Source organism: Paenibacillus hodogayensis (assembly GCF_039536325.1).
Taxonomy (GTDB): Bacteria; Bacillota; Bacilli; order Paenibacillales; family NBRC-103111; genus Paenibacillus_AB; species Paenibacillus_AB hodogayensis.
The window spans coordinates 1,176,170-1,199,347 of the sequence record NZ_BAAAYO010000001.1 but is presented as its reverse complement, the minus strand read 5'-3'; the positions used below and the strand labels follow the sequence as shown (position 1 = coordinate 1,199,347).

Sequence of the window (23,178 nt, the reverse complement as noted above, 5' to 3'; positions counted from 1 at the left end):
CGCGGTTATTATAATCTAACCATGACCATTCCCATTCTAGCCACCAAACTATATATCCCCCCGCGCCGGGCGAACGCGGTTACCCGTCCCCGGCTGATCGAGCGGCTGAACGGCGGCTTGCACCGCAAACTGACCGTCATCGCTGCCGGCGCCGGTTTCGGGAAAACGACGCTGGTCGGCGAATGGCTCGCCGGCTGCGAACGGCCTGTCGCTTGGTTGTCGCTGGATGAAGGAGAGAACGATCCGGCGCGTTTCCTGACGTACCTTTTCGCGGCTTTGAAGACGATCGGCAAGCAGGGGGAGGAGATTGCGCGGAGGTTGCCCGAGTCTTCTCCGTTGCCGCCGATCGAATCGATCGTAACGGCGTTGCTTAACGAAATTGCCGCCGTCCCCTCCCCTTTCGTGCTTGTTCTGGATGATTACCACGTCATCAAAACCGAACCGGTTGACCGCGTGGTCGCCCTGCTGCTTGAGCGTATGCCGCCGCACATGCATCTGGTCATCGCCACCCGCGAGGACCCCCGTCTCCCCTTGGCCCGGCTGCGCGTCCGGGACCAGCTGACTTCGGTGCGCGCCGCGGACTTGCGGTTTACTTGCCCGGAAGCGGCCGATTTTTTGGGCCGGGTCATGGGCTTGACCCTTTCGTTGGAAGACGTCTCCCTGCTTGAATCCCGCACAGAAGGCTGGATTGCCGGCCTGCAATTGGCCGCCCTTTCCATCAAGGAACAACAAGACGCCTCCAGCTTCATCCAATCCTTCACCGGCAACCACTCCTTCGTCCTGGACTATCTCGTAGAAGAAGTGCTCAATCGGCAATCCGCAAGCATGCAGGCTTTCCTGCTGCATACCTCCATCCTCGACCGGCTGTGCGGTCCGCTCTGCGAGGCCGTTCTTGGCGGGCGCGTCGGTGAATCCGGGGGCCCACCCGCTTCCGGGCAAGTCATCTTGGATGAGCTTGAACGGGCCAATCTGTTCCTCGTCCCTCTGGACCATGAGCGGCGCTGGTACCGCTATCACCAGCTTTTTGCGGATTTGCTGCGGCAGCGGCTGCGCCAAAGCATTGCTATGACAGCCGGGGACGAAGAACGGGCAGTGGCCGAATTGCATCGTCGCGCCAGCGAATGGTATGAGGACAACGGTTTGGAGCTTGAAGCTTTTCGCCATGCGGTTGCGGCCCGTGATATTCAGCGCGCCGCCCGACTGGCGGAAGGAGAAGGGATGCCCCTGCATTTTCGCGGAGCGTCGGCTCCCGTGCGGGAGTGGCTGGATGGGCTGTCCAAGGAAGAGCTGGATGCAAGACCCGGGTTGCGGGTCATACAGGCTTCCGTCATGCTGATGGCCGGCCAATCAGCCGGCGTGGAACCGCTGCTGCAAGCTGCCGAAGCCTCCTTGCCGGGGGGCGTGCCGGACGTGAAGATCCGGGACGTTATCGGTCATATGGCGTCTATACGCGCGACGCTGGCCGTCAGCAGGCATGAGGCCGATACGATCCTTGCCGAGTCGCGGCGAGCCCTGGAATACCTGCACCCCGACAACCTGCCTGTCCGCACAGCCGCCGTCTGGTCGTTGGGATACGCCTACGAGCTCCAAGGGGATCGCACCGGGGCGGGCAGAGCGTATGCGGAAGCGCTAACGGTCAGCCGGCGGATCGGGCATGTCATGATCACCTTGATGGCTTCTCTTGGTATGGGGCACATACAGGAGTTGGAAAATGAGCTGGAAGCGGCGGCCGAATCGTACCGGAGCGTTCTGAAAATAGCGGGCGATCCGCCGCTGCCAGCCGCTTGCGAAGCGCACCTCGGCTTGGCCCGTATTTGGTATGAATGGAACGATCTGGACTCGGCCCGGCATCATGGGGAGTTGGCCGCCCAGCTGGCGCAGCGGATCGAACTCGCGGACAGAGTGGTTGCGGCTGAGGCGTTTCTCGCGAGACTGAAGCTTGCGCAGGGAGACTCGAGCGGAGCGGCCGCTATAATCAGGAAGGCGGACCGCTACGCTCGCCAGCACCATTTCGTGAAGGCGATGCCCCTTATCGCCGAGGCGCATGTTCTTGTGCTGCTTCGCCAGGGCGAATTGGCCGCCGCCGCTCATCTGGCGCAGAAGAACGGGCTTCGTCTCAGCCGGACCCGGGTATATATGGCGCAGGGGGACGCGGCCGCAGCGCTGGCGCTGCTGGAGCCCATGCGCGCGCAGGCGGAGGCAGAGGAACGGGAGGATGAGCGGCTTAAGGTTACGGTTGTGCTGGCGGCAGCTCTGCATGCGCATGGCGATAAGCTTAAAGCCGCACACATGTTGCGGGACGCTTTGACGATGGGCGAGCCCGGAGGCTTCATACGTACTTTTACCGATGAAGGCATTCCCATGAAAGTACTGTTGACCGGGGCGGCCGCTGATGGAACGATGCCGGAATACGCGGCGCGTCTGCTGGCTGCATGCGAAGCGGAGGAAGAACGAGAAGCGGATAGCGGTACGCTGCGGCGTTCGGCCTCCCGGCCGGCGGTCCTTCTGATCGAGCCGCTCAGCGAGCGGGAGACGGAAGTGCTGCGGCTTATTGCGCAAGGGCTATCGAATCGCGACATTTGCGATCGGCTTTACCTCGCCATGAGTACGGTCAAAGGGCATAACCGGAACTTGTTCGACAAGCTGCACGTCAAGCGGCGTACGGAAGCCGTCGCGCGCGCCCGCGAGCTCGGTTTGCTGTAAGCTTGGCCGTGAGCGCCGGAACCGCATGTTTGGTGAAACCATACTTTAGTATCTGTGCGTCGAGGCCGCATCGAGCTATACTCAGGGCACATCGAGGTTTAGGGGGAGACTCATGCGGGCCATTATATGCACCAAATACGGATCGCCGGACGTTCTGAAGCTCCAAGAGGTGGAGAAACCTGCTCCCAAGGATCGTGAGCTGTTGGTAAAAGTGTATGCGACAACGGTAACATCGGGAGACTGTCGGGTCCGCACCTTCAAAAGCCCGCCTCTGCTTTGGCTGCCCATGCGGCTCGCGCTCGGCCTGCGAAAGCCGAGGAATCCGATTTTGGGCGTGGAGCTGGCCGGAAAAGTGGAGGCGGTGGGCAAGCGCGTTACGCGCTTTAAGAAAGGCGACCGGGTTTATGCCCTGAGCGGTATGCGCTTCGGCGCGCATGCCGAGTACGTCTGCCTGCCCGAAGACGGAGCGGTGGCCTTGATGCCGGCCCATGCGACCTATGAGGAAGCGGCAGCCGTTCCGTTCGGAGCGACCACGGCCTTGCATTTTTTTAGAAAAGCCCACATTCGGAGCGGACAAAGCGTGCTGATCTACGGGGCTTCCGGAGCGGTAGGCACTTCCGCGGTGCAGCTTGCTAAGTATTTCGGTGCGGAAGTGACAGGGGTATGCAGCACGGCAAACATGCCGCTGGTGAAATCGCTCGGAGCCGATCGGGTCGTAGATTACACTAAAGAGGATTTCGCTGGAAGGGGAGAACGGTACGACATCGTTCTGGATGCGGTCGGGAAAGGCTCGAAAGCCCAGTGCAAGCAGGCGCTGAAGCCGAACGGAACTTATGTGACCGTGGATGGGCAGGGGATCGCCAAGGTACGCGGGGAAGATTTGGCGTTCCTCAAAGAGCTGGTGGAGTCGGGGAGCCTTCATCCGGTGATCGACAGACGCTACCCGCTGGAGCAAGTTCCCGAGGCGCACCGCTATGTGGAAAAAGGGCGTAAAAAGGGAAATGTGGTCATTACGGTGGATCGCGATAACCGAATTTGATGCAAGCCGAACCAAAGAAAAGACCCCGAGCGTTCCCGCATTCGGGGTCTTTCCACTCCGCTTCAAGGACGACGGAGGTTGCTTACTTCACGGAAGCTTCGTATATGTCCTGTATGGTTCGGGACAGCAAATCGTTAAACTCCTTGTCCGTTTGACCGGCGGTCAGCCCTTGCGACAAGGCGCGCGAGAAGCTGGCGATCAAGCCGTGGTTGCGGGCCAAACGCTCGTTCGCTTCCGCTTGCGAATAGCCGCCCGACAAAGCGACAACCCGAATCACGTGGGGGTCGTCCATCAAATCGCTGTAGAAATTGTTTACTGTCGGTATGGAAAGTTTAAGCATGATTTTGGCGTCTTGATCGAGAGCGGACAACTGCCGGAACAATTCTTCTTTCAGAAGTTGTTCCGCCGCTTCTTTGTCCGGGCTGTGAATATCCACTTCCGGTTCGATAATCGGTACAAGCCCCGCCCCGATGATTTGGTTGCCGAGGGCAAACTGCTGCTCGACGGCTTTTTTGATCCCGGCAGGATTGGCGTCCTTGATTACCGAACGCATTTTCGTCCCGAAGATGTTTCGTTCGCCCGCCCGCTTCAGCAACTCGTCCAAACCGGAGATGGGCTTCATGAGCTGAACCCCGTCTTCCGGTTCGGCCAGTCCTTTGTCCACTTTCAAAAAAGGCACGATGCTTTTCCGCTCCCACAAATAATCCGCGGTATATTGCCCGTCAATGGAACGATCCATCGTATTCTCGAACAGAATCGCGCCCAAGATGTAGCGGGAGTCGAACGCAGGACTTTTAATAATACGCGTCCTCATCTCGTGCACCAGTCCGTACATTTCTTCTTCGGTGGAATAGCTGTCGTCCGGGACGCCATACTGCTGCAGAGCTTTAGGAGTACTTCCGCCGCTTTGGTCCAGGGCCGCTATAAAGCCCTCTCCCGTACGGATTTGATCCAATTGTTTCGTGTTCATGGAATGGTTCTCCTTCCCTTTCGTGGACTGAATGGCATATGCTGATTCTTCCTCATTATAGCACTTTCTGCCGGAAGCATACGTTATGGTATTATGAAAGCAATTGTCTCTGCGGCAAACGGAAATTTCGAGAGCTTGAAACGGGTCGGGCCTGCATGCGTATTAACCGATAATGAATCATGGAGGAGGAACAACCGATGATCCTTACAACAACATCAACCCTTGAAGGGTACCCAGTCAAGCAATACGTAGGCATTGTCACCGGCGAAGTCATTATGGGGGCCAACGTCGTCAGAGATTTTCTCGCTTCGATAACCGATATTGTTGGGGGCCGTTCGGGCGCTTACGAAGGCAAGCTGCAGGAAGCGAGAGATGCCGCGTTCGCGGAGATGAAACAAAAAGCTTCGCAGATAGGAGCCAACGCAATCATCGGAGTAGACGTTGATTATGAAGTGATCCGCGACGGCATGCTTATGGTTGCGGTTAGCGGAACGGCCGTGATCGTTTGACCGGCGGAATCAATCAGTGAACAATCGTCCTGCCCTTTAGCGGCAGGGCGATTTTTTTAATCCTCGATAGCCGATGCCTCGCAGCGGCGTTTACGGCATTTTTGCGGAAATGGCGCCGCTACTGGAATCATCCGGATTCCGGGGCTTTTTGTTTATTATTTGTTTATCGCGATCTAGTATAATCGTCCTGATTGCGTCGAATGAAATCGAATGGCGGCGGTTTTCGTCGGAGGAAGCCGTCGTCTAAGAGGCCGGGAACGGCGTACCTAGAGAGGATGAAGCAGATGAAGAGGAAGTGGCTTGCCCGAAGTCTGACCCTGCTAGTATTGAGTATATTCCTGTTGGCGGTGCCGGCGAGGGCGGCGGAAACATGGAGCCAATACGCGTTGATCGGACCTGCGCCCAGCTCCCAGCTAGGGGGGTTCAAATTTCCGAGCGGCGTTGCCGTCGACGGCAGCGGGAATGTGTACGTGGCCGATCAGAACAACCATCGCATTCAAAAATACGATGCGGCAGCGCAGACGTGGAGCACGGTGCCCGTTTCCCCCTCCGTACAGCTGAATACGCCTGTCGGCGTAGCGGTGGACCAAAGCGGGGGGACGCTCCTCGTGGCGGAATATTACGGCAACCGCATTCAGCGGCTGGATGTGGCGTCCAACACATGGAGCTCGTGGTCGACCGGGTTCAACAAGCCGCTTGCGGTCGCCCTGGACGGAAGCGGCAATGCCTATGCGGCCGATACGGACAACAACCTCATCAAGAAGCTCCCGGCGGGCAGCAATACATGGAGCACGGTGGGCAGCGCGGGCTCTGCTGTGGGGCAATTCAACAAGCCGCGCGGGATGGCCGTTGACGGACAGGGCCGTCTCTACGTGGCGGATAGCGGCAACAATCGGATTCAAGTGTTGGACGGTAGCACATGGTCGGTTTGGGCGAGCGGTGCGGGAACCGCGCTCGGTCAGTTTTCAGCACCCGGCGCGGTCGCTATCGGTGCCGACGGGACCGTATACGTAGCCGACAGTGGCAATAATCGGATTCAGAAGCGCGTCGGCTCGACATGGACCGAGTGGAAGAAAAGCGGCGGCGGCGCGGGCACCGGTCCGGGGGAGTTTAACTACCCGAGCGGAATCGCGGTCGATGCGAGCGGACAAGTGTATGTGGCGGACAATGCCAATAACCGCGTCCAGAAGCTGAATGGGTCTGTCTGGAGCGAGTGGAGCGTGATCGGTCCTACGGAGGGCAGCGGAAACGGTCAGTTCAAGAAGCCGATGACGTTGGCCGTGGACGCGAGCAGCGGAGCCGTCTATGTGGCGGACCAGGGCAACAACCGCATCCAGAAGCTCTTGGGCGGCTCGTGGACGTCCATCGGCGGCTACGGAACGGGCAACGGTCAATTCCAAAGCCCGGCGGCGGTAGCGGTGGACGGCAGCGGCAACCTTTACATTGCCGATACGAGGGGCAACCGCATCCAGAAGCTGAGTGCCGGCGGCGTGTTTCTGCAGACGTGGGGAAAGGCGGCCAACGCCTCCGGGACGGCTGCGGGCGAATTCAATCTGCCAGAGGGCGTAGCCGTCGACGGGAGCGGCAATATTTATGTGGCCGATACCCAAAATAACCGAGTACAGAAGCTGACAATCAGTAACGGCCAATGGAGCGTATGGGGAAAAAGCGGCAATCAGAGCGGCAACGCCTTGGGCGAGTTCTACAAGCCGACCGGCGTTGCGGTCGATTCGGCCGGCAATGTGTATGTAGGCGATACGAGCAATAATCGCATCCAGAAGCGGGATGCAGTGACCGGACAATGGAGCGAATGGAAGAAAGGCGGCCAGTCGCGAGATTTTAGAAGCCCCCATCAGGTGACGGTGGACGGCAGCGGTAATGTCTATGTAGCCGACGTTGCCAACAACCGCATTCACAAGCTGACGGCCTCCACCAATACGTGGAGGCTGTGGGGAGAGGAGGAGGGGAGCGCCCTGGGTCAGTTCTCCAATCCGCACGGCATCGCCGTGGACGCCTCTGGGGCGATCTATGTTGCCGACACGAACAACCAGCGCGTTCAGAAGCTGGTCATTACGCTGACGGCGCCGGACGCGCCGACGGGCGCATCGGCCCAGCCGGGCAACGGCAAGGCGACCGTCAGCTTCACGGCGCCGGCGGACGACGGGGGAAGCCCCATTACGGGCTACACGGTAACCTCCAGCCCGGGCGGATTCACGGCGAGCGGAGCGGCAAGCCCACTGGTTGTCACGGGCTTGACCAACCAGACGGCGTATACGTTTACCGTTGTAGCGACAAATGCGCAAGGCGACTCGCTTCCTTCCACGCCGACCGCCAGCATAACGCCGGCCAATCCGCCGTCCGCTCCGACGGGCGTGACGGCGCAAGCTTCCGGGAGCGGTCAGGCGACGGTCAGTTTCACGCCGCCGGCCGATAACGGCGGAAGCCCGATCACGAGCTACAAGGTGACGTCCAGCCCAGGCGGAGTGACAGCGCTCGGGGGTGCAGCTGCCACCTCGATTCCGATCAGTAACTTGACGAACGGAACGGCCTATACGTTTACGGTGGAGGCGTTCAATGCGATCGGAACCTCGGGTCCTTCGGACCCTTCTGCCAGTATTACGCCCGTAGGACCGCCCGGATCGCCGACCGGTGCTTCGGCCCAGCCGGGTAACGGTCAGGCGACCGTCAGCTTCACGACGCCGGCCAACAACGGCGGATCCGCCATAACGAGCTATAAGGTGACGTCCATTCCGGGCGGAGCGACTGCATCGGGAGCGGCAAGTCCAATTACGGTAACCGGTCTGACGAACGGCACGGCGTATATGTTCACGGTCGTGGCGACGAACGAGCTGGGCGATTCGCTGCCGTCGTTTCCTTCCGCGAGCGTGACCCCCGCCAACCTGCCTGACGCGCCTACAGGGGTAACGGCAACGACGACGGCGGGAGGCCAGGCGACGATCAGCTTCACGCCGCCGGCCAATAACGGAGGAAGTGCGATTACCGGCTACAAGGTCGTATCCAGCCCGGACGGCCGGACGGGAACAGGAGCGACCAGCCCGATTGCCGTAACGGGACTCACGAACGGCACGGCCTATACGTTTACGGTCGTAGCAACGAACGCGATCGGCGACTCGGCCTTCTCCGAGCCGTCCAACAGCGTGACGCCGACCGATAAGCCGGATGCGCCCGTCAGCGTTACGGCGCAGCCGGGCAACGGCCAGGCGACGGTCAGCTTCACGCCAGGCGCAGATGGAGGCAGCCCAGTCAGCGGCTACACGGTTACTGCCCAGCCGGGCGGAGCGACGGCAACGGGGACGACAAGTCCGATTACGGTGGCCGGTTTGACGAACCTGACCGCATATACGTTCACGGTGGTGGCGCACAATGCGCAAGGCGACTCTCAGCCTTCCGCGCCTTCTGCCGCCGTAATCCCGGCGGCTCCGCCGAATGTGCCGACCGGTGTGACGGCGACCGCCGAGAACGGTCAGGCCATCGTCAGCTTCACCCCTCCGGCCAACAACGGAGGCAGCACGATCACCGGCTACAAGGTAACGTCCAGTCCGGACGGCCGGACGGCGAGCGGAATCGCCAGCCCGATTACAGTCACCGGATTAACGAACGGAACGGCATATACGTTCACGGTCGTGGCGACGAATGCGATCGGCGACTCGCCGTCCTCCGCGTCTTCAGGAAGCGTAACGCCGGTCGCTCAGCCGAACGTACCGACCGGGGTGACCGCCATAGCCGGCAACGGTCAGGTTACCATCAGCTTTACGCCGCCCGCCGACGACGGAGGCAGCGCGATTACGGGCTATATGGTAACGTCCAGTCCGGGAGGCCGGACGGCGGGCGGAATCAACAGCCCGATAACGGTCACCGGCTTAACGAACGGCACGACGTATACGTTCACGGTGGTGGCGCAAAATGCGAAAGGCGATTCCCCGCCGTCCGCGTCGACCAGCGCAACGCCGACGAATCCGCCGGCGGAAGCGCCGGTATTGCAATCGTCGGCAGCCGGCGACGGCCACGTCACGCTGGTCTGGAATGCCGTAGCCGGCTCGACCGGGTATAAAGTTTATCAAAGCGTGGAGTCCGGCTCGTACGGCAGCGAAATGACGACCGTCAGCGGCAACGTATACAGCTATACGGCGACGGGACTCTTCAACGGCACGACCTATTATTTTGTAGTAAAAGCGACCAATCCGGGCGGGGACAGTACCGCTTCGAATGAAGCGAGCGCGACTCCGCAGGTTGCATCGCCGGGAGCGCCGGTATTGCAGGCACCTGTAGCCGGCAACGGGCAAGTCACGCTTTCCTGGAATCCTGTAGCCGGCTCAACCGGATATAAAGTCTATCAAAGCGTGTCGGCCGCTACGTACGGAAACGAAGTCGCGACTGTCGGCGGCGCGGTGTACGGGTACACGGCGACGGGCCTGGCCAACGGAACGACGTATTATTTTGTCGTCAAGGCGGTCAATCCGGGCGGGGAAAGCGCGGCATCCAATCAGGTCAGCGCAATGCCCGTAACCGTTCCGTCGGCACCGACGAACGTAACCGCAACTGAGGGAGACGGAACCGCGGTCGTTGTCTTTGCCGCTTCTGCGGATGACGGCGGCAGCGCGATTACCGGCTACGAGGTTACGGCTTCGCCCGGGAACATCGTTTCGACAGGCAGCGCAAGCCCGATCACGGTAACCGGCTTGGCGAACGATACGACTTATACGTTTACCGTCAAAGCGATCAATGGGATAGGCCGCAGCGCGCCTTCGGCAGCTTCCAATGCGGTTACGCCAAGGTCGGCGTCGACCGGCGACGGCGGCGGTGGCGGAACGGCAAATCCGCCCGGATCGGCACCTTCAGTGCCGGCAGCTCCACAATCTCCGGCGCCAGGCACGGGAGCTGATGTTCTGATTAACGGTAAAGCAGAGAAGATAGGCACGGCAACGACAACCTCCGTTAACGGCCAATCGGTTACGAATATAGCAATCGATCCGAAGAAGCTGGAAGAGAAGCTTGGGGCGGAAGGATCAGGAGCCGTCATCACCATTCAGGTTGCGGAGAAGTCGGATGTCGTGATCGGCGAACTGAACGGTCAAATGGTCAAAAACATGGAGCAAAAGCAGGCGGTCGTGGAAGTAAAAACCGAGAAGGCCACCTACACGTTGCCGGCTCAGCAAATCAACATCAATGCGATATCCGAGCAGCTTGGCAAAGCCGTTTCGCTTCAGGATATTAAAATACGGATCGAAATCGCCGTACCGCCTGCGGAAACCGTGAAGGTGGTGGATAACGCGGCGGCAAGAGGAGAGTTTACCGTTGTCGTTCCGCCGCTAAACTTTACGGTAAAAGCGATATATGGCGATACCACGATCGAACTTTCCCAATTCAATGCGTATGTGGAAAGAACGGTAGCAATTCCCGACGGCGTGGACCCCAGCAAAATCACCACCGCCGTTGTGATCGAGCCGGACGGAACGGTCCGTCATGTGCCGACCCAAATCATCGACGTAAACGGAAAACGATATGCCAAAGTGAACAGTCTGACGAACAGCACTTACTCCATCGTCTGGCATCCGCTGGAATTCCGGGACGTTGCCGGCCATTGGGCGAAGGATGCGGTCAACGACATGGGCTCGCGCATGATCGTCAGTGGCACCGGCGATAACCTGTTCCAGCCGGATCAGGACATGACCCGTGCGGAGTTCGCGGCGATTATCGTCAATGGACTCGGGCTGAAGCTGGAGAAAGGGGCGACGCCGTTCTCGGACGTGAAGGCGCCGGCTTGGTACAGCGAAGTCATTCAAACGGCTTACTCGAACCGTTTGATCAGCGGATTCGAAGACGGCACGTTCCGTCCGATGGATCCCGTTACGCGCGAACAGGCGATGGCGATGATGGCGAACGCCATGAAGATTACCGGTCTCAAGGCGAAGCTGCCGGCCCAAGGGGCAAGCGAGCGGCTCGGTTCGTTCGCGGATGCGAATCGCGTTTCCGAATGGGCGGCGAGCGGGATTGCCGATTGCTTGCAGGCCGGTATCGTCTCCGGTCGTGCCGACAAGCAGCTTGCGCCGAAAGAGCACATTACGCGGGCCGAGGTTGCGATTTTGATTCAAAAGCTTTTGCAGCGTTCGGAGCTCATTTAACCGATCGTTTACCCGGATTACGTTGAAACAAGGCTGCGCGAGGAACATCCTCGTCGCAGCCTTTTTCGGCGTGCGGGAAAGCGCGGCTCGATGGCGGAGGGTGCGAGGGATCGGTTTCGTTTGAATGCGGAGATTTCTTGTGTGCGGCGGTTGCAAGCCTCTACATCCGGATATGCCCGGGGTCAACGGTTTATCGTTTCCCATTCAAATAGTTCTGGTACTTGGTCTCCTGTTCCGCCGTGGCTTTCGGGATGTCCATGCCCTTTTTCCAGATGACAATCCGGTCGTTCTTATTTTTCCCCTCGTAATAGATTGAGGTTTTCTCTTTATTGGAGTTGGAGTCGTGCAGTGTCGACCATCTATCGGGCAAGGAAACCGGGCTTTTGGGCGATTTGGAGGTAAGCCGTCGATTCTCGTAGACCCGGACCGTTTCCGACTCCCCGTTGCTATGCGACGATTGGCGGCCTACGTAGCTTTCCACATTGGCCGACAGGCTGTAGTGGATGGAGCCGTCCTTCATCTGATAGACGTCGCGGATCGCCAACTCGCTGCTCGGAATGGGGAAGTTCCGGCTGCCGAACGCATAGTAGCAGCCGATCAGAATCGCGGCGGATATCAAGACACTGATCCCGGTTACGATCCATTGCCGGCGCTTGATTTTTTTTAGGAAGTTGATCTGCTTTTGCGGGGCCGCCTTTACCTGCTGCGTTTCCCGGGTCATGGCCGCCCATGCAGTCCGGCAATCCGTGCAGGTCGCCAGATGCTCTTGAATCGCTTTGTTCGTGTACTCGCTTGTCAGCCCTTCGATATAAGTAGGCAGCAAATCCTGCACGATTTTGCAATCTAATTTTCGTTCCATTCGGATCGCCCTTTCGTCATTTTTTGTTTGCCGCGGTAAAAGGTTACCCTTGCCCAAGTCTCGCTTTGCCCCACAATGTCGCCGATTTCGGCAAAGCTCAATTCCCCGGAAAGGCGCAGATACATCACTTCTCTCGTTTTCTCGTCCAGTTGATGGAGCAGCCGAAACAGGGCGAGCTTGTCTTCGGTATGCAAAACGTCGGCTTCCAAACTTCTCTCGGCGCGTAGAGACGTTTCCAGCGTCTCCATGGATAGGGAGGGCGTTTTTTTGCTCTTATTCAGTTCCCGGTACCAGGCCCGTTTGGCGATTTGACATAACCATACGGACATTTTGCATTCGCCGCGAAACTGATGAATCGTTTTCATCGCCTGATAAAACGTCTCCTGCGTCAGCTCTTCCGCCAAATCAGCGTCCTGCGTAATGCTGAACAAATACTTAAAAACCGTTTGAGCATACGTCTCGTAAAGCTGCTCCATGCTTTCCAACTTCTCACCCCCCGCTACATAAGTGGAACAAAACGCGATTTCGTTACAGGCTATTGAAAAAAAAGAAGAGGCAGGCTTACGCCGACCGTTTCACAAGCCCGGGCAAACGAAAAATCCCGGTCTCATTCGTTGCGGAATGAAACCGGGACGCTGTCCGATTCTCGTATAGGGCTTGTAGACCCTCGATCCATCTATGCTCAAAGCCGGAGCCTGTGCTTCTACAAGTCTTTCACGTTGTTGTACATAACGGCCAATATTCGGCGAAACGTTTCCACCTCGTCCTCGGACAAGCCTTGGATTGTTTTTTTGTACGCTTCGATCGAAGGAGGGAGGATTTCTTCCCGGACTTCTCTCCCTTTGGCGGTCAAATAGACGCGCAGCGACCGGCGGTCGGTCTCGTGGGTGACGCGATGGATGAAGCCTTTCTTCTCCAGCTTGAACAGCATGCGGGCTATGTTCGTCTGGTCCTTGTACAGCTTCTCCGCAAGCTCCTTCTGGGTAATCCCTTCCTTCTCCCAAAGGATGACCAGAATTTCCCATTGGTCCACCGTAATATCGAACGGATTGACGACCTTCTGGTAATAATTGTTCAGTTTCAAATCCGCTCGGTGCACGATCACGCCGATATACTTGTCTAAGTCCAACGGGAGTCTCCTTTATAATAGACATGATGATAGTTGCTATGATCATTGTAAATTCGACTCCCGCCGGTGTCAACTCCTGGTAGGGGAGCAGTACGTTTACCCGTTCACGATACCGAGCATAAATCCGTCGTACCCTTTGCTGCCGACCGTCTGGATCGCCGTCGCGCTGATCCGGGGCTCTGCGGCCAGCATGCGGTAAAACTGCCTGACGCCTTGGACGCGCGGATCGGTGCTATGCCCGTTGACGATTTCGCCGTCGCGAATAACGTTGTCTCCGATAATAACCGTGCCGGGACGGGAAAAATGCAGCGCCCACTGCAAATAGCCGGGATTGTTAGGCTTGTCGGCATCGATAAAAATCAGATCGAACGGCGCCGCGTTCTCTTCCTTCATCCGAGCCAGTTGCTCCAGCGCGGGGCCGACGCGAAGCTCGATTTTGCTCTCCAGCTCAGCGAGAGCAAAGTTGTGCTGAGCCGTCCGGGCATGAAGGGGGTCCAGCTCGAGTGTGACAAGCCGCCCGCCGACGGGCAGCGCCCGTGCCAGCCAGATGGTACTGTAGCCGCCCAACGTGCCGATTTCCAGAATGCGTTCGGCTCGCTGCATGCGTGCCCACAGGTTGAGCAATTGTCCCTGGTTCGGCGTCACCTCGATGGGAGGCAGCCCGGCCTTCCGGTTGGCGGCCAGCACTTCCTCCAGCACGGCATCATCGGGAAGCAGCTGCTCGGATATATACCGATCAACTTGTTCCCACGTATTCGCTGCTTGCATAGCTCCTCACGCTCCCTACTCTTGATTGAACTTCCGCCTTTAGTGTAAATCAATTATAATCATAAATATAATATATCTTTTTCGATTATCTATATAATAAATATATGATATTGGCAAAGGAGAAGCCGGTATGAATTTACACGCCTTGCGTTTGTTTCATACGATCGCTTCGACAGGAAGCGTGACGCGCGCCTCGGAGCTGCTGACGATAAGCCAGCCGTCCATTACGGCGCAGGTGAAGAAATTCGAAAAGGAGCTGTCCTTGTCCTTGCTCAAGCCGCAAGGGAGAGGAATCGCGTTGACGGAGGCGGGGGAACAACTGGCTTTGCTCGCCAAGAGGCTGTTTGCCGTCGAACAGCAAATCGAGCAGTTTGCCGAGGATTACCGTAATGGCACGAGCGGGCATATCCGGTTAGCCGCGACGTATTTGCCGGCGCATTTTCTCATACCGGCCTGGATTGCCAAATGCAAGCAGCAGTACGAGCAGGTGGAAATGACGATCACGACGACGAATTCCAGCGATGCGCTGAAGCAGCTTTTGAACATGGAGGCGGATATGGCGATATACGGGGGGCTGCCGGAGGAATACCCGGATTCGGTGGAAACCGAGGAGCTGTTCCACGACGAGTTGTGGTTCGTCGTGTCGCCGACGCACCGGTATGCCGGCCGGCATGTTTCGCTGCTCGACATGATGAAGGAAGCTTTCGTGATGCGCGAAGAGGGAAGCTCGACCCGGGAACGGCTGCTGGCGCTGTGCCGCACGTACAACGCGCCGCCGCCACGGATTACGCTGCAGTTCAACGGCCTGCACGAAGCGATTACGGCGGTTATCGCCGGATACGGGGCGAACTTCGTGTCGTCGCTCGTCGTCCGCGAATATGTCGAGCGCGGGGAGCTGTGCAGGGTTCATGTGGACGGCATCCATTTGCAAAATACGATCGCCATCTGCACGCGCAAAAACGAACCGCTATCCGCCGCCGCGCTCAACCTGATCCGGGTCATTCGTCAGCATCCTTACAGCTACCCCAAATAGGCGATGATGTCAGCCTTGTATCGTCAAGCCGGATGATCCGCCTCGCGTCTTGCTACGCGGATGCCGTAATCCCGTCCGTACCGGGCGGAAAGCGTGCCCCACAAGAGTCCGACTGCCATTTCGATCTTTTCCATGTCTGCCGAACCGCCGACATCAATCGGATCGAGGCCGATATCGGCGGATAACCGGGCTACCACGGCCTTGGCCTCCGCATCGTCGCCGCTCAGGAACGCGCTCACGTTTACTTGACCGTATTGAGGGTTAGCCAGCGCTTCCCACGGCAGCGTCTGGAAGGCGCGAACGACGCGGGCATGTTTCGCCAGATGGAGCACCTCCAAATCGGCCGACTTTCCGTCATAGCGATTTGTGCAGTTGATGACGATCTTGCCGTTCAGATCGCCAGCCTCGTCCAGGACGCGCTCCACAACGTCGGGCAATACGGCGATAAGGATGACGTCGCCGAAGGCGGCCGCTTCGCTTACCGTTCCGGCTTGCGCATTCGCTCCGGCAGCATGGAGCAGGGCGCGCATGTTATCGCTGTGCGGGTCGCGCGAGCCGAACATGACTTGATGTCCTTGCAAAGCCCATCTTCTCCCTAAAGTGCCTCCCATATTCCCCGAGCCGATACAAGCGATCTTCATTTGAAATGCCCCCTTATGGTTTGGATTTATCCGCTTGCTGCAAAATGGCGTTATAAGCATCCAGCTTCTCCTTGGTCCGCTGAATAATCGTATCCAGCTCTTGACGTTGCTGCTCCATTTGTTCCAGATGTCCGGCTAAAATCTGGACCCGGTCTGCAACCTTATGCAGATCGTCGTCGTTCAAGTTCGCATGGTTGGCGAAGCACCGGCCTTCCTGAATAAATTCCTTTATGTCGTCCAACGACAGCCCGGTTTTCTTCAAGCAATGCAAAGAGCTCAGCATACGGACATCGTCTTCGCTATACAGGCGCACGCCCCCTGCACCCCGCATGGGCGGCGGCTCCACGAGCCGAATCTTCTCGTAATACCTTAGCGTGTCGGGACTAAACCCCGTCCGCTCGGCAACCTGACGGATCGTATACATCCTTTACACCTCCTTAGGCCCGTTATACATGCATCTGCCAACCCATCTTCCGACCCGCCGACATTGGCGTACGGGCTCCGGCTGCCACCGTTTGCTCGGCTCCGGGGTCCTTGTTCCGAATGATAAACGTTGGAGCCGACTCCAAGTCAACACATTATTTTTCCTCCAGTATAAAGCAAAACAAGCCGGCGCGGTGTGGGGACCGGTGCCGGCTTGCAGCTTGAAACAGCTTTACAATTGTTCTTTCAATAGAGCCATTCCGATCTGATCGGAAGGCATTTTCGCAAATCCAAGCAATCTCCATACCGATACGCCGTGATTCACCAGCACCGCCACGCCGAGCCGCCGGTCCTCATCGAAGCCGACGAAGCTGTGGGAGCCGTAGGTCGCTCCGTTATGCCACAAAATTCGTCCGCCATGCTTGGCTTTTTGGCTCATCCAGCCGAGAGCGGGCGCCCCTGAAAGATCGCCGCGACAGAGGCGGAAGGCGGATGCCAGCGGCTCCGGGGCGGCGGTCAAGCCTAGGTTCTCCCTCTCGAAATACAGTCATTCCAATCCCCCATATAATCAACAACCCTGGTATTCTCCCATATAGAACACGACCAAAGTCCAACTCCATTCTCGCCGCGAGTCGGTATTGCAATGTCCTTGTCTAGTCTAAAATGGGAGGAGTAGATCAAAATCGAGGTGACATGAAGAAGGTGTTTTATTGAGTACAGTCGTTGAATTTCTTCGCGATTTCGGAGCTGCCGGGCTGTTTATCCATGGGATGATCGATGCGATTTTGTTCCCTATCCCGGCTTTCTTCCTGCAAGTATCGCTTAGTGCGCTAAATCCGGAGACGGCCATCTGGCTGGCAACGGTCGGTTATGTCGGTAGTCTGATCGGGACGCCGATCGGCTACGCCATCGGCAAAACATCCGGAAACCTGGTACTGAACAAGGTGATGAAGAAGAAATGGCTGGATGCGGCGACCGGGATATTCCGCAAGCATGGGGAAGCGGCGATATTGGTCGGTTCTTTTACCCCGATTCCGTTCAAGCTGTTTACGATTATGTCGGGAGTCATGAAATATCCGTTGTGGAAGCTGATGGGTTATGCTGCGATAGGGCGCGCCGTCAAATTTTACGCTGTCGGCCTTTTGTTTTATGTGTACGGCAGAGCTGCGGAACAAATGGTCGATCGAATGCTTGGACTTATTTTGCTGGGGGCCGGGGCTGTAGTTGCCGTGGTATGGCTTATCGTTCGCAGCGTCCGAAAGAAGAGAAAACTCAAACAGTCTGAAGTTCTTACCGAAAGTTCCTCTTGACTCTCCTCTTAGGTAACACTTTAAGCTAAGCAAGGAAAGGAGGTTATTGCCATGTTGTACACGGTGAAAGAAGTATCGGAATTGTCCAAGGTGACGATCAAAACGCTTCATCATTATCACAAAATCGGTCTTCTCTTGCCGAGCCAGGTTAGCGAAGCCGGATACCGGTTGTACGGAAACGAAGAGCTGGAACGTTTGCAGCAAATTCTGTTTTACAGAGAATTGGATTTCTCCTTGGATCAAATCAAGGAAATGATGGAACGTCATTCGGACCGGTTATTCATTCTTTCGCAGCAGGAGGAGCTGCTTCTTGACCGCAAGCAAAGGCTAGAGACAATCGTCCAAACGTTGCGCAATTCCATTGCATGCATAAAGGGAGGAAAAACCATGGACAATAAAGAAATGTTCAAAGGTTTTGAAAACGAGGAACAGTGGAACGAAGCGCTGGCCGAGCAGAATCAATATTTGCAGGATTCGTATGGGATGGAACCGCTTGAAGTTGCCGGAGAGAATATTCAGGAAATGAATGAACAAGCGGTCGAAGCCGCGACTTTCATGAATGAAATGGCAAGCTCGTTAAGAGAAGGCATCAAGCATAACGCGGAGCCGATAGGAAATTTGATCCGAGTCCATCTGGAATTTATGAATAAGCACGGTCATTTGACGTCGGCTAACGATTTTGCCGCACAGACCCGATTTTTCTTAAGCGATGACTTTCATCTGCAGATGCTCGAAGGACAGCAGACCGGGTTGGCTTATTATCTTTCCGCAGCAGCAGAGTCGTTCGTGGCAACGAATCAATAAGCAAAACCCGACGCAAGCTGTAGACAAAAAGCTGGTGAACCTTTTTAGTAAAAGGGCCACCAGCTTTATTGTACTAAAGCTGCCGTCGATTTACTTCTTCTCCCGTGCAGCTTGCGCTACGTACGGCGCATATAGGCACGTACGGTAATCGGGGCAAAGACGGCGACGATGACAGCCGCGCCGATGAGAGAGATGACAAGGTCCCAGCCCACCGTTCCGGAATTGGCCAGCTCGCGGACAGCCGTGACGAGATGCGAGATCGGGTTGATGTTGACAAACCATTGGAGCCAGCCGGGCATCGTCTTCACGGGCACGAACGCGTTGGAAAGGAACGTGAGGGGAAACAGCACAATCATCGATATGCCTTGGACGCTTGAAGCCGTACGGGCAATGACGCCGAAAAAGGCGAAAATCCAGCTGATGGCCCAGGAGCAAAAAATAACGAGAACCGCGGCGATCGCGACATGCTCCAGACCGCCTTCCGGCCGGTAGCCCATAATATATCCCATCGTGAAGGTGAGCGCGGTCGCAATGGTATACCGGACGGTGTCGGCGAGCAGCGCTCCCGCGAGCGGTGCGATCCGCGCGATAGGAAGCGATTTGAACCGGTCGAACACGCCTTTATCCATATCCTCGCGAAGCTGGACGCCGGTGACGACGGAAGTCGTGATGACGGTTTGCACGAGGATGCCGGGTATGATGACGGGCAAGTAGCTCAGCACGTCGCCGGAGATGGCCCCGCCAAAAATATAGGTAAACATCAAGGTAAAGAGGATCGGCTGCAGCGTCACATCGAATAGCTGCTCGGGGGTGCGCTTAATTTTCAGCAGACCTCTATACGCCATCGTAAGGGAGTGGCGGACCGTTTGGGCGAAGCTCGTGTGGTTTTTTAGCTGAACGTTCGTATGGCTCATGCTCTTGCCTCCTCCGCTTTATACGATTCATCGGCTCCCGGCGACGCCGCTTCCTTTACGCCGTGACCGGTAATCGTCAGAAACACCTCGTCCAAGGTCGGTTTCTGCACACTCAACTCGGCCAAGTGAATCCCTGCCGCGCGCAGGGCGACAAGCAGGTCGGTGACCCGGTCGGCGTCCGCCATCGGCGCCGTAATTTTACCCGCTTCCGACGATATGCTAGACGGAACTTGGAGCACCTGTTCGATGGTTCGGCGGGCATTCTGGATGTCGAGCGGATTTTGGACGCGCAGATGCAGCGACGACGTACCGACGGACGCTTTCAGTTCGTCCACGGTGCCCTCGGCGACGACGCGTCCCTGATCGATTACCGCGACCCGGTCGGCCAACTGATCGGCTTCATCGAGGTATTGCGTCGTCAGTACAACGGTAGATCCCGTCTTCACCAATCGGCGGATCGTTTCCCACATCTGCGCGCGCGTACGCGGGTCCAGCCCGGTAGTCGGTTCGTCCAGGAAGATGAGCGGCGGCTGTGCGATCAGGCTTGCTGCCAGATCGAGCCGGCGGCGCATCCCGCCGGAGAAGTTTTTGAGCGGCCGCTTTGCGGCCTCGGTCAAACCGAATTCCTCCAGCAATTGCTCCGCCTTGCGCCGAGCCTCCGAACGTCCCAGCCCGAGCAGCCGGGAGAAAATGATTAAGTTCTCCGTAGCGCTGAGCGCTTCATCGACCGACGCATACTGTCCGGTCACTCCGATCAATTGACGGACAATTTGCGATTCTTTGACGACGTCGTATCCGAAAATTCTCCCCGAACCTGCGTCCGGGCGCAGCAGGGTAGCCAGCATGCGGATCGTGGTCGTCTTGCCGGCTCCGTTCGGACCGAGGACGCCGTAGATCGTACCGGCGCGCACGTTCAAATCGACGCCATCCACCGCACGATTATCGCCAAACACCTTGACGAGCCCGTGCGCCTCTACGGCCCAATCGCCATGATTTGCCTCCAGTGCTTTTCTGTATTCAGGATTCATGTTCCATTCCTCCTACGTAACTGATTACTTATGGATTGTAGAGCAAGTTTATGAACTGAATGTGAATCGGTCTCGCATGAAAAAAGAAACCGGCAAAGAGCGCCGCTCTTGCCGGAATAGGAATAGCTAATTCAATTTTATGACTCTGCCGGTAATAACGCCGTTCGCATCCCTGGAAAATTGCAGCGCCATAACGTTGCGATTGTCTTCGGTAAATTGGACGGCATCCGAATACCCGGTTTGACCTTCCGCAAACAGTATGCTGGCGTGAAGCATGACGCTCCAGCCGTCATACTCGTAGTGGACTCCGCCTTTGTCATCGATGGTTGCGGGTTTGACCGATTCGGGAATGACCGTGCCTTGCGGTATTTTTTTCGTCCATGCTTCCAGCTTGCTCCTGAACTCCGCTTCGGCCTGATTGCTTGCGTTATCAGCCTCTTTGGCGGCTGCGGGCTCCAACAGCTTCTTTAGATAGGCTTCGGCTTTGGCATGATCGGCCTTGGCTTTGTCGAGAGGCAGATCAAACAGTAGCGAGATTCCGTTATAGTCGGTTTTGGCACTGATTTCCCCCGTGCTTTCGTTATAGGCGAACGCAGCGTTGGTATAGAAGCTGCTGCCGCTGCTGACCGCCAAATACACCCCTCTGTCGGCAAACATTTCGACTCCGTCGCATTCGATCAGCCTGTACGTAATGCCGTCCAACACAACCTCGCTGTAGCCGCCATGCAGCGTCGCGATGTTCACTTGCCACGGCTTCTGGCCTTTGATCAGAGGTGAAACGAAGAACGGCACTTTCCCGTATTCCGGGTCGCTTGTAGCGGGCATCGGGTGGCCATCCTGTCTGGCGATCGATACGACCGCATAAGTCTTGTCGGGATAAATATCTTGCGCCGAGCTGTTCAATTCTCGCAGTCCCTCGCCCGAGACGATCCCGTGCAAAGTAACGGCATAGTCGCCGGAGGCAACGGTTTGATTGATTTCAACGGCTTTGCGGCTTGCAAATGCTTTGGCCAAAATGGTCTCGCCCAAGTGTTCAGCCACTTGCTTGGAGCTGAACAACTGGGTAGCGGCAAAAACCGTTACCGACATAACGAGCGTGAATAGGGCGACGAGCAAGCCTGCGGAAATCCGTTTTCGATATGCGCGCTTCAAGGTATGTTCCTCCTGATACCGGGTTAGAATGCTTTGGTTCAACGTCTCCTCGGGCTCCGATGCGGAGGCAAGGGCTTTCTTGAGCAGCCGGTCCCACTTTTCGGCATCATTCACGGGATTCAACCTCCAATGTTTTTTTCATGGCCTGTCTGGCTTGGTAAAGCCTGCTTTTGACCGTGCCTGGCGGAACCTTCAGCGTCGATGCGATCTCATCGATGGACATGTCCGCGGTGTAGTGCATATAGAGCGGAATCTTCAGCTTGTCGTTCAGCCTGTCCGCGGCAGCTTGGATCATGCCGCTAAGCTCTTGGGACAGAACAGTGTCCTCCGGCGTTGCCGCTCCTTCGGGCTGACAAGGCTTGTTCACCGCCTCGTTCAGCTCCGCCGTGGGGGCGATTCGCTGCCTCCAGGCAAATTTCCGGCGGTTGTTTTTGCGCAGTCGGATAGCGATCGAGATAAGAAATCCTTTCGGATTTTGGGCAGCGTTCATTTTATGGCGTACTTCCATCGCTTTAAGAAACGTCTCCTGATAAAGATCGTCCGTATCCGCCTTATTGCCTGCAAGCTTGCCGCAAAATCCATAGATGGCTTTGCCATGAACCTTGATAAGCTCGCTAAGCTCTTCGATATCCAAGTAGCTACTCCTTTCCGAATGGCCATTCACCTTTATATTGTAATAATCTCGCGATCGGTTCACTACGTTCTGCTTGAAAGACGGAGCAAGGCCGTCGTTCCCGCATTGAAACTGTGGTTCGCATATGCCACAATGAAGAAAGAGGCGTCTTTGCCCTGTCGCACGACCCACTTTTAGCATCGGAGGTTAATATCGATATGAGAACGATACCACTCGGCACCAGTACATTAGAAGTTCCGGCCATCGCGATCGGATGTATGCGCATCGGGTCGTTGGATAAGAAGGAGGCGGAGCATTTCGTCCGCACGGCGCTCGAAGAGGGGGCGAATTTCTTCGACCATGCGGATATTTACGGGAAGGGCAAATGCGAGGAAGTGTTCGCGGAAGCGGTCGGGATGAACCCCGGCGTTCGCGACAGCCTGATTCTGCAATCGAAATGCGGCATTCGCCCCGGCATGTTCGACTTTTCCAAGGAGCACATTGTGGAATCCGTCGACGGGATTTTGAAGAGACTGCGCACCGATTATTTGGACGTGCTGCTGCTGCACCGCCCGGATACGCTCGTCGAGCCGGAAGAAGTGGCGGAAGCGTTTGATCTGCTGGAAAGCTCGGGCAAGGTGCGCCATTTCGGCGTCTCCAACCAAAACCCGATGCAAATTCAACTGCTGCAAAAAGCGGTGAAGCAGCCGATCGTCGCCAATCAGCTGCAGCTCAGCATTACGAACGCCACCATGATCTCGCAAGGGTTCAACGTCAACATGGAGAACGGCTCCGCGGTGAACCGCGACGGCAGCGTACTCGACTTCTGCCGGCTGCACGACATTACGATCCAGCCGTGGTCGCCGTTCCAGTACGGATTTTTCGAAGGCGTGTTTCTGGGAAATGACAAATTCCCCGAGCTGAACCGTCAAATCGACGAGGTGGCCGCCAAGTACGACGTGTCCAATACGACGATTGCCGTCGCCTGGCTGCTTCGTCATCCGGCGAACATGCAGCCGGTCATCGGTACGGCCAATGCCGAGCGTCTCAAGCAATGCTGCCAAGCGGCCGATATTCGTCTGACGCGCGAAGAGTGGTACGCGATCTATCGCTCGGCTGGAAACGTGTTGCCGTAACCAT

General features: G+C 57.0%; 20 protein-coding genes. 8 read left to right on the top strand and 12 right to left on the bottom strand.

Going from position 1 to position 23,178, the window contains the following annotated elements; translation table 11 throughout:
* Positions 1-21 precede the first annotated feature (21 nt).
* Complete coding sequence (locus ABD796_RS04845) at positions 22-2,703, top strand: winged helix-turn-helix domain-containing protein (protein WP_344903638.1); 2,682 nt, start codon at positions 22-24, stop codon at positions 2,701-2,703.
* A gap of 112 nt (positions 2,704-2,815) precedes the next feature.
* Positions 2,816-3,742: an NAD(P)-dependent alcohol dehydrogenase gene (locus ABD796_RS04840; protein ID WP_344903635.1), complete on the top strand. Its 927-nt coding sequence runs from the start codon at positions 2,816-2,818 to the stop codon at positions 3,740-3,742.
* A gap of 82 nt (positions 3,743-3,824) precedes the next feature.
* Here ABD796_RS04840 and ABD796_RS04835 read toward each other — a convergent pair whose 3' ends face one another.
* Positions 3,825-4,712, bottom strand: a complete 888-nt coding sequence (locus ABD796_RS04835; protein WP_344903632.1) for a fructose bisphosphate aldolase — start codon at positions 4,710-4,712, stop codon at positions 3,825-3,827.
* A 197-nt stretch (positions 4,713-4,909) separates the two neighbouring features.
* On the opposite strand from ABD796_RS04835, the gene ABD796_RS04830 reads away from it, so the two are divergent.
* Positions 4,910-5,221, top strand: a complete 312-nt coding sequence (locus ABD796_RS04830; protein WP_344903629.1) for a YbjQ family protein — start codon at positions 4,910-4,912, stop codon at positions 5,219-5,221.
* A 284-nt stretch (positions 5,222-5,505) separates the two neighbouring features.
* Positions 5,506-11,364, top strand: coding sequence for a fibronectin type III domain-containing protein (locus ABD796_RS04825; RefSeq protein WP_344903626.1), 5,859 nt, complete (start codon positions 5,506-5,508; stop codon positions 11,362-11,364).
* 190 nt (positions 11,365-11,554) lie between these two features.
* Here the strand turns inward: ABD796_RS04825 and ABD796_RS04820 are convergent, their stop codons facing one another.
* The 4 genes from ABD796_RS04820 to ABD796_RS04805 all read right to left on the bottom strand — a co-directional run bounded on the left by ABD796_RS04820 (position 11,555) and on the right by ABD796_RS04805 (position 14,120).
* Positions 11,555-12,223 carry a zf-HC2 domain-containing protein gene (locus tag ABD796_RS04820; RefSeq protein WP_344903623.1) on the bottom strand — a complete coding sequence of 223 codons (669 nt, stop codon included), beginning with the start codon at positions 12,221-12,223 and terminating at the stop codon, positions 11,555-11,557.
* A complete protein-coding gene (locus tag ABD796_RS04815; protein ID WP_344904231.1) occupies positions 12,208-12,699 on the bottom strand; it encodes an RNA polymerase sigma factor in 492 nt (163 codons plus the stop codon). Before ABD796_RS04815 ends, ABD796_RS04820 begins: the two co-directional genes overlap by 16 nt.
* A gap of 227 nt (positions 12,700-12,926) precedes the next feature.
* The gene (locus ABD796_RS04810; protein ID WP_344903620.1) at positions 12,927-13,352 is read right to left on the bottom strand and encodes a MarR family winged helix-turn-helix transcriptional regulator; all 426 of its coding nucleotides are present in this window, start codon (positions 13,350-13,352) and stop codon (positions 12,927-12,929) included.
* A 96-nt stretch (positions 13,353-13,448) separates the two neighbouring features.
* A complete protein-coding gene (locus tag ABD796_RS04805; protein ID WP_344903617.1) occupies positions 13,449-14,120 on the bottom strand; it encodes an O-methyltransferase in 672 nt (223 codons plus the stop codon).
* A gap of 130 nt (positions 14,121-14,250) precedes the next feature.
* Here ABD796_RS04805 and ABD796_RS04800 point away from each other — a divergent pair, with 130 nt between their 5' ends.
* The gene (locus ABD796_RS04800; protein WP_344903613.1) at positions 14,251-15,153 is read left to right on the top strand and encodes a LysR family transcriptional regulator; all 903 of its coding nucleotides are present in this window, start codon (positions 14,251-14,253) and stop codon (positions 15,151-15,153) included.
* A gap of 23 nt (positions 15,154-15,176) precedes the next feature.
* Here ABD796_RS04800 and ABD796_RS04795 read toward each other — a convergent pair whose 3' ends face one another.
* From ABD796_RS04795 to ABD796_RS04785, 3 genes are all read right to left on the bottom strand, one after another.
* Positions 15,177-15,794 carry an NADPH-dependent F420 reductase gene (locus ABD796_RS04795; protein ID WP_344903610.1) on the bottom strand — a complete coding sequence of 206 codons (618 nt, stop codon included), beginning with the start codon at positions 15,792-15,794 and terminating at the stop codon, positions 15,177-15,179.
* Between the two features lie 13 nt (positions 15,795-15,807).
* Positions 15,808-16,218: a MerR family transcriptional regulator gene (locus tag ABD796_RS04790; protein WP_344903607.1), complete on the bottom strand. Its 411-nt coding sequence runs from the start codon at positions 16,216-16,218 to the stop codon at positions 15,808-15,810.
* A 231-nt stretch (positions 16,219-16,449) separates the two neighbouring features.
* Complete coding sequence (locus tag ABD796_RS04785; RefSeq protein ID WP_344903604.1) at positions 16,450-16,737, bottom strand: serine hydrolase; 288 nt, start codon at positions 16,735-16,737, stop codon at positions 16,450-16,452.
* Positions 16,738-16,987: 250 nt separating this feature from the next.
* On the opposite strand from ABD796_RS04785, the gene ABD796_RS04780 reads away from it, so the two are divergent.
* Positions 16,988-17,527 carry a YqaA family protein gene (locus ABD796_RS04780; RefSeq protein WP_344904228.1) on the top strand — a complete coding sequence of 180 codons (540 nt, stop codon included), beginning with the start codon at positions 16,988-16,990 and terminating at the stop codon, positions 17,525-17,527.
* 51 nt (positions 17,528-17,578) lie between these two features.
* Entirely contained in the window at positions 17,579-18,331 is a 753-nt protein-coding gene (locus tag ABD796_RS04775; RefSeq protein WP_344903601.1) for a MerR family transcriptional regulator, read from the top strand.
* A gap of 116 nt (positions 18,332-18,447) precedes the next feature.
* Here ABD796_RS04775 and ABD796_RS04770 read toward each other — a convergent pair whose 3' ends face one another.
* The 4 genes from ABD796_RS04770 to ABD796_RS04755 form a co-directional block, all read right to left on the bottom strand.
* The gene (locus ABD796_RS04770; protein ID WP_344903598.1) at positions 18,448-19,245 is read right to left on the bottom strand and encodes an ABC transporter permease; all 798 of its coding nucleotides are present in this window, start codon (positions 19,243-19,245) and stop codon (positions 18,448-18,450) included.
* Positions 19,242-20,273: an ATP-binding cassette domain-containing protein gene (locus ABD796_RS04765; protein WP_344903595.1), complete on the bottom strand. Its 1,032-nt coding sequence runs from the start codon at positions 20,271-20,273 to the stop codon at positions 19,242-19,244. The genes ABD796_RS04770 and ABD796_RS04765 overlap by 4 nt, the downstream gene beginning before the upstream one ends.
* A gap of 126 nt (positions 20,274-20,399) precedes the next feature.
* Positions 20,400-21,539 (bottom strand): hypothetical protein, encoded by a 1,140-nt coding sequence (locus tag ABD796_RS04760; protein WP_344903592.1) that lies wholly within the window; start codon positions 21,537-21,539, stop codon positions 20,400-20,402.
* The gene (locus ABD796_RS04755) at positions 21,532-22,059 is read right to left on the bottom strand and encodes an RNA polymerase sigma factor (protein WP_344903590.1); all 528 of its coding nucleotides are present in this window, start codon (positions 22,057-22,059) and stop codon (positions 21,532-21,534) included. Before ABD796_RS04755 ends, ABD796_RS04760 begins: the two co-directional genes overlap by 8 nt.
* A gap of 197 nt (positions 22,060-22,256) precedes the next feature.
* Between ABD796_RS04755 and ABD796_RS04750 the strand changes: the two genes are divergently transcribed.
* Positions 22,257-23,174 carry an aldo/keto reductase gene (locus ABD796_RS04750; RefSeq protein ID WP_344903588.1) on the top strand — a complete coding sequence of 306 codons (918 nt, stop codon included), beginning with the start codon at positions 22,257-22,259 and terminating at the stop codon, positions 23,172-23,174.
* Positions 23,175-23,178 lie beyond the last annotated feature (4 nt).

Coding starts and splice junctions, on each gene's coding strand:
- ABD796_RS04845 (WP_344903638.1), top strand. CDS start 22: ATGACCATTCCCATTCTAGCCACCAAACTATATATCCCCCCGCGCCGG.
- ABD796_RS04840 (WP_344903635.1), top strand. CDS start 2,816: ATGCGGGCCATTATATGCACCAAATACGGATCGCCGGACGTTCTGAAG.
- ABD796_RS04835 (WP_344903632.1), bottom strand. CDS start 4,712: ATGAACACGAAACAATTGGATCAAATCCGTACGGGAGAGGGCTTTATA.
- ABD796_RS04830 (WP_344903629.1), top strand. CDS start 4,910: ATGATCCTTACAACAACATCAACCCTTGAAGGGTACCCAGTCAAGCAA.
- ABD796_RS04825 (WP_344903626.1), top strand. CDS start 5,506: ATGAAGAGGAAGTGGCTTGCCCGAAGTCTGACCCTGCTAGTATTGAGT.
- ABD796_RS04820 (WP_344903623.1), bottom strand. CDS start 12,223: ATGGAACGAAAATTAGATTGCAAAATCGTGCAGGATTTGCTGCCTACT.
- ABD796_RS04815 (WP_344904231.1), bottom strand. CDS start 12,699: ATGGAGCAGCTTTACGAGACGTATGCTCAAACGGTTTTTAAGTATTTG.
- ABD796_RS04805 (WP_344903617.1), bottom strand. CDS start 14,120: ATGCAAGCAGCGAATACGTGGGAACAAGTTGATCGGTATATATCCGAG.
- ABD796_RS04800 (WP_344903613.1), top strand. CDS start 14,251: ATGAATTTACACGCCTTGCGTTTGTTTCATACGATCGCTTCGACAGGA.
- ABD796_RS04795 (WP_344903610.1), bottom strand. CDS start 15,794: ATGAAGATCGCTTGTATCGGCTCGGGGAATATGGGAGGCACTTTAGGG.
- ABD796_RS04790 (WP_344903607.1), bottom strand. CDS start 16,218: ATGTATACGATCCGTCAGGTTGCCGAGCGGACGGGGTTTAGTCCCGAC.
- ABD796_RS04780 (WP_344904228.1), top strand. CDS start 16,988: ATGATCGATGCGATTTTGTTCCCTATCCCGGCTTTCTTCCTGCAAGTA.
- ABD796_RS04775 (WP_344903601.1), top strand. CDS start 17,579: ATGTTGTACACGGTGAAAGAAGTATCGGAATTGTCCAAGGTGACGATC.
- ABD796_RS04770 (WP_344903598.1), bottom strand. CDS start 19,245: ATGAGCCATACGAACGTTCAGCTAAAAAACCACACGAGCTTCGCCCAA.
- ABD796_RS04765 (WP_344903595.1), bottom strand. CDS start 20,273: ATGAATCCTGAATACAGAAAAGCACTGGAGGCAAATCATGGCGATTGG.
- ABD796_RS04750 (WP_344903588.1), top strand. CDS start 22,257: ATGAGAACGATACCACTCGGCACCAGTACATTAGAAGTTCCGGCCATC.